The organism is Legionella moravica DSM 19234, from assembly GCF_000423305.1.
Classification (GTDB): domain Bacteria; phylum Pseudomonadota; class Gammaproteobacteria; order Legionellales; family Legionellaceae; genus Legionella; species Legionella moravica.
Map to the genome: position 1 here is coordinate 420,185 of NZ_KE383999.1, position 8,137 is coordinate 428,321.

The window sequence follows — 8,137 nt, forward strand, 5'->3', positions numbered from 1 at the left end:
CTCTTAAGCAGTTCTGGTTTCTTTTTCTTTCTTCATCAACACGGATTCACTTGTAATCGCTTGTTTTTGAACAGTAATTAAATTTCTTAAAATTGCATCATTAAATTTAAATGCATTTTTAATTTCTTCCAGGGCTTCAAGATTACACTCGATGTTTAGCAAAATGTAATGCGCTTTATGTACATCGTTTATTGGATATGCTAACTGGCGACGACCCAGATCTTCTTTACGGTGAATAATGCCATTGTGTTTACTTATGATCCCTTCGTAGCGTTCAACCATTGCAGGTACTTGTTCGCTTTGATCTGGGTGCACAAGAAACATAATTTCGTAATGTCTCATGATTTCTCCTTGTGGATAAAGCCTTCTGATTCTACATTGAGCCAGTAAGGCAAGGTTTAAAAAGCTGCCAATTATAACTGGTTTATAAACTAGATACAAATGAAAACATGAATAGTTCTATTTTTAAATTAATTCACGGCTGATATATAATAAAATTTGATTGGTTGTTAGAGGTTAAAACGTTTGAATAGCTTTGAGTAGAATAGCGGGTTGATGTATTTAAGACACCAGAGCAAGTCTAATGCCTCATAAATCAATTATAAATTCGAATCAATAAATTTTCGGGCCAAGACCCAATCTAAGGTAAAAAGTAAGGAGCTCTCATGCATAAAGCGCGGGAAAGAAGGGAAAGAGATATCATATCAACAGACCCTAATAAATTGCTTACTCTCTCTATCTTGTGCGCGAACCTGCTGTTCATTAACTGACTTCTGTGCTCATTAAGGACGCACTTGTTTTCTATTAAATCAAAAGTAAAATTATTTCTTTAATTTTGGCTGAATTTATAGTGACAAGCATCACTGAATTAGGTTACCGTCCACATATTAAATGGCAAAGATTTACAGTTAACCTTAATACATAACTAATTATTAAATAATGAGGTTTTTTAATGGATATCATATCTCTTCAATTTGAAGATCCACTAATAATACGCATTGGAGATACTGTTGTAAAAATTCTTGCTTTCAAAACTCAGGAGCATGGCAATATAAAGTTTGGGGTTGAAGCTCCCAGAACTATCAATATACATAGAGAAGAGATCTTCCATGCCATCAAACAAAAAGAACTTTTAAATGCAGTAGACTAACATTTTTCCAATGCAAAATAATATCAATCGATACCTTCCCTTGCTCGTATGTTTGATAATTGGCTTATCTTTTTGTGCATTGCTCATCAACCACATTTTATTTAAATTTCCGGGAAATAACTTTTTCCCGGAAGGCACCCCTGTTCTTGCCTTAATTCTATGCATCAATTATTTGGGATTATTTGTATACTTCGGTGCGCATTCGAAAGCCAGTCGTTCTGGTAAAGAATTACTGTATTTTTTTTTCGTGATGTGTCTTATTGCACTGGCTACAAATGCCGTACAGCTGACCCCATTTTCTCCTATAGATATCTACATAGTCCAGTTCGAATCCAAACTGAATATTAACATGGTTAGTATATTGGAATGGACAAATAACTATCAATGGTTTAAGTTAATGCTCACCATCATTTACAGTTCCATACACTATCAGATGAGCATTATCCCGCTGCTCATCATTGCTGCAGGCAAATTTTATCTTCTGAGAGAATATTATTTTCTATTGCTGGTTACAGTAATTATAGGTTTTACATTTTATTATTTTTTTCCAACAACAGCTCCTGCCAGCATCCTGTCTAGCCCACTATTTTCACCGGAACAAATTGCTACAGGGTATAAATTCAATCAAATTCATCATCACATTAATCCGACTACAAATGAAGGAGGATTAATCGCTTTACCTTCATTCCATACGGTATGGGCCATATATTGTGTCTATTTACTAAAAGAATGGATGATACCCTGTGCTATTTTGCTCATAATTAATGCATTGCTCATTATCTCATGTGTGCTATTGGGCTGGCATTATCCCATAGATATTTTTGGTGGATTAATACTGGCAGCAGCAGGATTTTATTTACTAAAGCTGGCCAGGGAACGAATTAGCCTTTGCTGAATTGCCTCACAATTCCTGTCGGATTTGCCAGCTCATTCTTAATTACTTTATTAGAACTCAATTGGTGTTGATTCTTTTTAGCTAGCAAGATTTTCGTTAAATTCTCAAGATTTGAATTTGATTGGCCTTTTAATGGAGGTTGGACTTGAATGTAGCTAATGCCATCTTGGGTTCCAATCTTTACAGGTTCATTAATAACTCGCACTGGTGTACCTATTGATACCAACTCATAAAGATGCTCAATATCTTCTGGCAGCATACGAATACATCCCGCACTTACTCGCGCGCCCACTCCATCGGCTCTGTTAGTACCATGAATAAGAAAAGTAGGCCACCCCAGACGTAACGCATGCGTTCCAAGAGGATTATCCGGTCCGGGAGGAAATACTTCAGGCAATGGTGCACCAATCTCTTCCGCGGCAGCACGTACTTTTTCCGTAGGCCTCCAGACTGGATTAATCACTTTGTGAGTAACTCGGGTAAGTCCTACCGGAGTATTCCACCCTTCTTTACCTATCCCTACAGGAAAAGTAAGAACAACATTCTCATCGTCAGGAAAATAATACAAGCGATATTCAGCAAGATTAATAACAATACCTGTTCTGGGCACATCGGGAATGATGTATTGAGAAGGAATAATTAAATGAGTATGAGCTGGCAGAGAGTGAACGGGATCAGCTTGTGGGTTCGCTCTAACCATTTCATAATAACCTAGGCCAAATCTGCGCCCTACCTCATCGATAGACTCATCAGCCTTTGAATAAGAATAGTGAATTTCTCCCACAACATCACCTGAAGCAGGTAAAACAAAAGTTGCGGTGTAAGAACATTTCACGAATAGAGAAAGAAGTGAAAAAAAGAATAGCAATAATTTATTGTTTAGCATTAGCAGCTCATAACCAGGATTAATGCGCAAATTACTGTGAATTAACAAGGCAACGCACACGAGCGTTGCCTTGTTCAAATAGGGTTATAAACTGGTATCCACTTTAAAACGTTCACCATATTTCGATTCAAATGTTTTAAATAAAGTTTCCAGCTTGTCTTTACCGAAATCATTGGCATAGTTCATTGGGCCACCACGAAATGGAGCAAAGCCGGTTGCGAATATCATCCCAGCATCAAGCAAATCAGAGTCAGCTACAACTCCCTCACGCAAACAAGCCGCAGACTCGTTAACCATTCTAAGGATTAATCGATCTGCAATTGTTTTATCAATTGTCGCGGCAGGACGTTTTTTAACTGCTTTGCCTTTCTTATACTGGTAAAACCCTTCTCCTGTTTTACGACCCAGTTTTCCTGCTTTAACCATATCGCGTAATTTCTGAGGAACAGTTCCACCAAAATGGCTGGTGAGATTTTCAGCTACTGCAAGACATACATCCATGCCAACGGTATCCGCTAACTCAACAGGCCCCATGAACATCCCAAATTCAAGGGCTGCTTCATCAATGGTTTCCCCGCTATAGCCTTCATCCAGGAGCTGAACACACTCCATTAAATAAGGCATCAACACTCGGTTTACCAAAAATCCAGGACTGGATTTCACAGGTAATGGGAGCTTCCCAATTTGACCAACAAAAGCACACGAGTTGTGCTGAACTTTCTTGGCAGTGGTTGAACTGCTTACGATTTCAACCAGATCCATTTTAGCAACAGGATTAAAAAAATGTATTCCTACCAAACGTTTCGGATCCGCCATGACAGAGCTAATTTCATTCAAGGGAATGCTGGACGTATTCGTAGCAATAATGGCATCTTTCTTGGCTGCCTTTTCAACAGATTTCATAATATCTTGTTTGACTACCAGATTCTCAAATACTGCCTCGATAATGACATCTGCTTTAGCAATACCATATCCCTCAGGATCAGGAACCAGATTATCCATTGCTGCTTGTATTAAACGAGGTTTGCGCAATTTTTTCTTATAAAGCGCATAAGCTCTTCCAATAGCAGGCGCTATTTGAGCATGAGTTTTATCTTGCAAGGTAACATGAATGCCGCGTAATGCACACCAGGCAGCAATATCACCACCCATAACACCAGCACCAATAACATGGACATGCTTAGCCTTGAACGTACTGTCTTTCGCAAAACCTTTTAACCGCTCACGCAAATGAAAGGCACGAATCAGATTTTTAGAAGTATCTCCGTTAGAAACAAGTTGTTCTACTGAATCTGCTTCTTTCAAATAAGCTCTGTCACCAAAACCACCCTCTTTCTCCCAAAGATCAATTACAGCATAAGGCGCTGGATAATGTTCTTTACGAACACGTTTCGCGACATTGTAACGGAGCAGATAAGCAATAGGTTTTCTCAACCAGGTACTGTTTGTTAATCCATCAATAAAAGATGGCTTATGCTTGGGTGGTTTATTCTTGATAAAATACTCAGCCGATCTTTTCAATTGTCTTACTGGAACTACTTCATCAATCATACCAAGACTTTTTGCTCGCGAAGCAGAGATTCCACTGCCAGTAAGAATTACTTGTGATAAGGCTTTAAAACCACCGATCAATTGAGGTAATCGAACGGTTCCTCCCCAGCCAGGATGAATACCTAACATCACTTCAGGCAAACCGATACGAGTATCTTGTTCATCCGTTGCAATACGGTAGGTACACGCAAGGGCTAACTCAAAACCACCACCCATGCAAAAACCATTAATCATTGCTACCGTTGGAATCGATAAATTTTGTAATCGAGAAAATACAGCTTGACCTTTCTGTAAAAAATCTACTGCCTGGGCTGCATTTTCAAATTGAGAGAATGCATTAACATCAGCACCAGCGATAAAGCCTTTATCTTTTAGTGAATAAATAACTAATCCAATAGCCTTTTTATCCTGAGCGATTTCTTGTAAGAGGCTATTTAATTCATCCAGTACTTCTTCATTAATGCTATTAATGGCAGCATCTTTTCTGTTAATGCCTAACCATAAAATTGCATCTTTATCTCGTTGAAGATCCCAATGTTTGTAATTATTCATGTCCTTTCACCTCAGTCACTCGTTCAAGATACATAGCACCACCTTGGCCACCGCCAATGCATATGGAAGCCATACCCCGGGACTCATTTCTTTGTTCCATTGATTTTAGTGTATGCAGGACAATACGTGCGCCACTGGCTCCAATGGGATGACCAGCCGCTATGGCCCCACCCTCTCTATTCAATCTATCCATTGATGGGCCACCCATAGCTTCAGATAATCCCAGTTGAGTTTTGCAATATTCTTCATCATTCCATGCTGCTACACATCCTAAAACCTGTGCTGCAAAGGCCTCATTTATTTCCCAGCAATCGATATCCTGTGGTTTTAATTTGTGTCGTAACAATATTGGGGTAACTGCATGAACAGGACCCAAACCCATTTGCGACGGATCCAGAGCAGACCATTGAGAATCTACAATTTTACCAAGAACCTTTAAATTATATTTTTTTACAGCATCCGCACTGGCCAGTAACAGTAAACAGGCACCATCGGTTATTTGAGAACTGTTCCCAGCGGTCACCATACCGTATTTTTTATCAAAGAAAGGCTTTAACTTAGCTAATTTTTCAACAGTCGAATCAGCGCGAACACCATCGTCCTGAGGGTAGACTTTACCTTTAGAATCGATAATAGGCGCAACCTCGGTCATTCTGTTTTCGTTATAAGCCGCTGCGAGTTTTAAATGGCTCTGCACAGCGAACTCATCCATTTGCTCTCGAGTGAGATTAAATCTGTAGGCAACTTTTTCAGCGGTTTGCCCCATATTGAGACCAACTATAGGATCCGTTAATCCCCTGAGCAATGCAATTACAGGAGTCAGATAAGATGGTCTGAATTGAGAAATCAATCCAACTTTTTGCCCCATACTTTTTGCTGAGAACCAATTTGCAAGCCAGCCTGCCATTTTTTGATTAAAAAGTAATGGAGCATGACTCATGGCATCTGTGCCCCCAGCCAAAACCAAATTGCTACGGCCGTTGGCGATTTGCATTGCTGCATTATCGAGAGCCTGCATTCCGGAGGCACAGTTTCTCATAACGGTAAATGCAGGTACTTTATCACCACATCCCAAACGTAAAGCAACGACACGAGCTATATTCGCTTCATCGGGGCCTGGCATGGCACTACCAATGATGACTTCATCCAAGTCTGATGGAGAAAAAGGTTGTCTGTTCAATAAGGTCATTCCTGCAGCAACAGCCAGGTCAGAACCCGTAAAGGGACCAATTCCTTTGGCTTTGAGAAACGGTGTTCGACTCCCATCAACCACGTATACATCTCGACCACTTAAATTCGACTGCTGTTTCATTAGTCCTCCTTATTCGGGCCTGAATAACAGGTATTAACATAATATTAATAGACACAAAGATTAGCAGTAATCCTTTAAATTTGGAAATTTTTCATTGATTTTTATAAGAAAATAAATCATTGGTCTAACACCATCAATTTAATTTAAGTCCGATCCTGCCATTAGTTTTTGAGTGATTTTGTTCATTGGGATGTATTTATGTTCGAGCCTTACCTGATGAGTATTCTCTTAATTTAGTCCGATGACCTTAGCTAAACAGTTGTCTTTATTTTCGCTTTCTGACTTAAAAGTTCTAGAACAGTAATCTTGAGAAGGCCTGTAGAATAAAGTAGATAAAAAAGCACTTAATAAACCTTTCTCTGACTGCTCTTTTATTTTAATTTCATTCTCAACTGAATGAATTAATTCATCTAATTGCGAGTCTTTATGCTCTAAAATCAATAAAAAAGAATGAAGGCTTTTTAATACTGGTATGGGATGTTTTTGTTGATTACTCAGAGCAAATAATACGTATTGCAAGTATTTAAGATCGACACTAACAACATAGTTCAAATCGGCAAACGTTTTTTTCTCAATCTGCCTTAGCAGGTTATTCAAAGTGTAATCTATAAGCAGTGATCTATTGGCAATATATTCATTAATCGATCTCAGTTCGGAAGAGGATAAAACAGAGTCACTTTCGCATGTTCCATCAAGATATTCTTCCCTTAACACAGCCAGTTCTTTACTGATATTCAGGGCATTGAAAATAGTTTTATCCTTTAAAACATCTATAAAATCAATGCTGAATATCGCCTCCTCATCGGAGCTCTTGGCATGAAGAATAACAAGCCCCATACATCTTTGGGCAAACTGACTTAAAGTGATGTCTTTATTTTTACTGGATTGTAAAAAATTAAAAATATCCTTTACCAGACCCAATATAAACAAAGGTTCAAACTCATTATCTGCATAAATTTCTCTTTTAACCAAAGTGATTAGTTGCTTAATAAATAAGACGGCATTACGAGCCTCGGACACACAAATAGACGCGGCGAGATGTTCAAGAAATTTAAAATACCACATGATTTCATGTCACAATAATGAGTGATTGATATGTAATAACATAGATTCTCGCAAAATCATATGACATGTAATTTTGTTGAACATAAAGAATATTTTGCACGCTTCACTATAAATTTCTTCACTAAAATCTAAAGAATTATTGACGAAGTCCAAATACCTGATATACTCCGCAACCATTGATTGGAGAGATGGCCGAGTGGTCGAAGGCGCTCCCCTGCTAAGGGAGTATGGGAGAAATCCCATCGAGGGTTCGAATCCCTCTCTCTCCGCCAATCAACGCGCCCGTAGCTCAGTTGGATAGAGTATTTGGCTACGAACCAAAGGGTCGGAGGTTCGAATCCTTCCGGGCGCGCCATTATCAATAAAAAAAACAAAACCCAAATCGAAAAACCACCAAACAAGAATAAGACTTCGTTTCCCGGAAGGGTTCGAACCGATGAGGTTCGACAAAATGCGCAGCGAACAGCGCGTAGCGCGGCGAAGCATTTTGGACGCGCTTCAGCGCGCCGCAAAGCGGTGAGGAATGAGCAAAAGCGAATGACGAATCCATCCTTGCTCATCAAGTGGCACTCCGTACTTTCAAAGTTAGAAACTCAAATCCCAATCGAAAAACCACCAAATAAGAATAAGAGGGTCTTTCCCAATTACGGGGGCACTCGGCTCATCCCCATTTCCGGGGGCATTAATCAAGAACACAAAACTTTAACCCTTAATCTGTAATTTTCA

General features: G+C 39.1%; 7 protein-coding genes and 2 tRNA genes. 4 read left to right on the forward strand and 5 right to left on the reverse strand.

Features of this window, described 5'->3' with window-relative positions:
* Window positions 1-3: 3 nt before the first annotated feature.
* Window positions 4-342, reverse strand: coding sequence for a 30S ribosomal protein S6 (gene rpsF, locus G543_RS0111910; protein WP_028384723.1), 339 nt, complete (start codon window positions 340-342; stop codon window positions 4-6).
* Window positions 343-952: 610 nt separating this feature from the next.
* Here rpsF and G543_RS0111915 point away from each other — a divergent pair.
* Window positions 953-1,150 carry a carbon storage regulator gene (locus G543_RS0111915; RefSeq protein WP_028384724.1) on the forward strand — a complete coding sequence of 66 codons (198 nt, stop codon included), beginning with the start codon at window positions 953-955 and terminating at the stop codon, window positions 1,148-1,150.
* Window positions 1,151-1,160: 10 nt separating this feature from the next.
* Window positions 1,161-2,045 (forward strand): phosphatase PAP2 family protein, encoded by an 885-nt coding sequence (locus G543_RS0111920; protein ID WP_028384725.1) that lies wholly within the window; start codon window positions 1,161-1,163, stop codon window positions 2,043-2,045.
* Here the strand turns inward: G543_RS0111920 and G543_RS0111925 are convergent.
* The 4 genes from G543_RS0111925 to G543_RS18470 all read right to left on the reverse strand — a co-directional run bounded on the left by G543_RS0111925 (window position 2,032) and on the right by G543_RS18470 (window position 7,411).
* Window positions 2,032-2,931 (reverse strand): L,D-transpeptidase family protein, encoded by a 900-nt coding sequence (locus tag G543_RS0111925; protein WP_028384726.1) that lies wholly within the window; start codon window positions 2,929-2,931, stop codon window positions 2,032-2,034. The two genes, G543_RS0111920 and G543_RS0111925, sit on opposite strands and share 14 nt — an antisense overlap.
* A gap of 84 nt (window positions 2,932-3,015) precedes the next feature.
* Window positions 3,016-5,034 (reverse strand): 3-hydroxyacyl-CoA dehydrogenase NAD-binding domain-containing protein, encoded by a 2,019-nt coding sequence (locus G543_RS0111930; protein WP_028384727.1) that lies wholly within the window; start codon window positions 5,032-5,034, stop codon window positions 3,016-3,018.
* Entirely contained in the window at window positions 5,027-6,346 is a 1,320-nt protein-coding gene (locus tag G543_RS0111935; protein ID WP_028384728.1) for an acetyl-CoA C-acetyltransferase, read from the reverse strand. Before G543_RS0111935 ends, G543_RS0111930 begins: the two co-directional genes overlap by 8 nt.
* Before the next feature lie 228 nt (window positions 6,347-6,574).
* The gene (locus G543_RS18470) at window positions 6,575-7,411 is read right to left on the reverse strand and encodes a hypothetical protein (protein ID WP_028384729.1); all 837 of its coding nucleotides are present in this window, start codon (window positions 7,409-7,411) and stop codon (window positions 6,575-6,577) included.
* A gap of 182 nt (window positions 7,412-7,593) precedes the next feature.
* Here G543_RS18470 and G543_RS0111945 point away from each other — a divergent pair.
* Both G543_RS0111945 and G543_RS0111950 read left to right on the forward strand, forming a co-directional pair.
* A tRNA-Ser gene (locus G543_RS0111945) sits at window positions 7,594-7,683 on the forward strand.
* A gap of 6 nt (window positions 7,684-7,689) precedes the next feature.
* Window positions 7,690-7,766: transfer RNA gene (locus G543_RS0111950), tRNA-Arg, on the forward strand.
* Window positions 7,767-8,137: the final 371 nt, after the last annotated feature.

Coding starts and splice junctions, on each gene's coding strand:
- rpsF (WP_028384723.1), bottom strand. CDS start 342: ATGAGACATTACGAAATTATGTTTCTTGTGCACCCAGATCAAAGCGAA.
- G543_RS0111915 (WP_028384724.1), top strand. CDS start 953: ATGGATATCATATCTCTTCAATTTGAAGATCCACTAATAATACGCATT.
- G543_RS0111920 (WP_028384725.1), top strand. CDS start 1,161: ATGCAAAATAATATCAATCGATACCTTCCCTTGCTCGTATGTTTGATA.
- G543_RS0111925 (WP_028384726.1), bottom strand. CDS start 2,931: ATGCTAAACAATAAATTATTGCTATTCTTTTTTTCACTTCTTTCTCTA.
- G543_RS0111930 (WP_028384727.1), bottom strand. CDS start 5,034: ATGAATAATTACAAACATTGGGATCTTCAACGAGATAAAGATGCAATT.
- G543_RS0111935 (WP_028384728.1), bottom strand. CDS start 6,346: ATGAAACAGCAGTCGAATTTAAGTGGTCGAGATGTATACGTGGTTGAT.
- G543_RS18470 (WP_028384729.1), bottom strand. CDS start 7,411: ATGTGGTATTTTAAATTTCTTGAACATCTCGCCGCGTCTATTTGTGTG.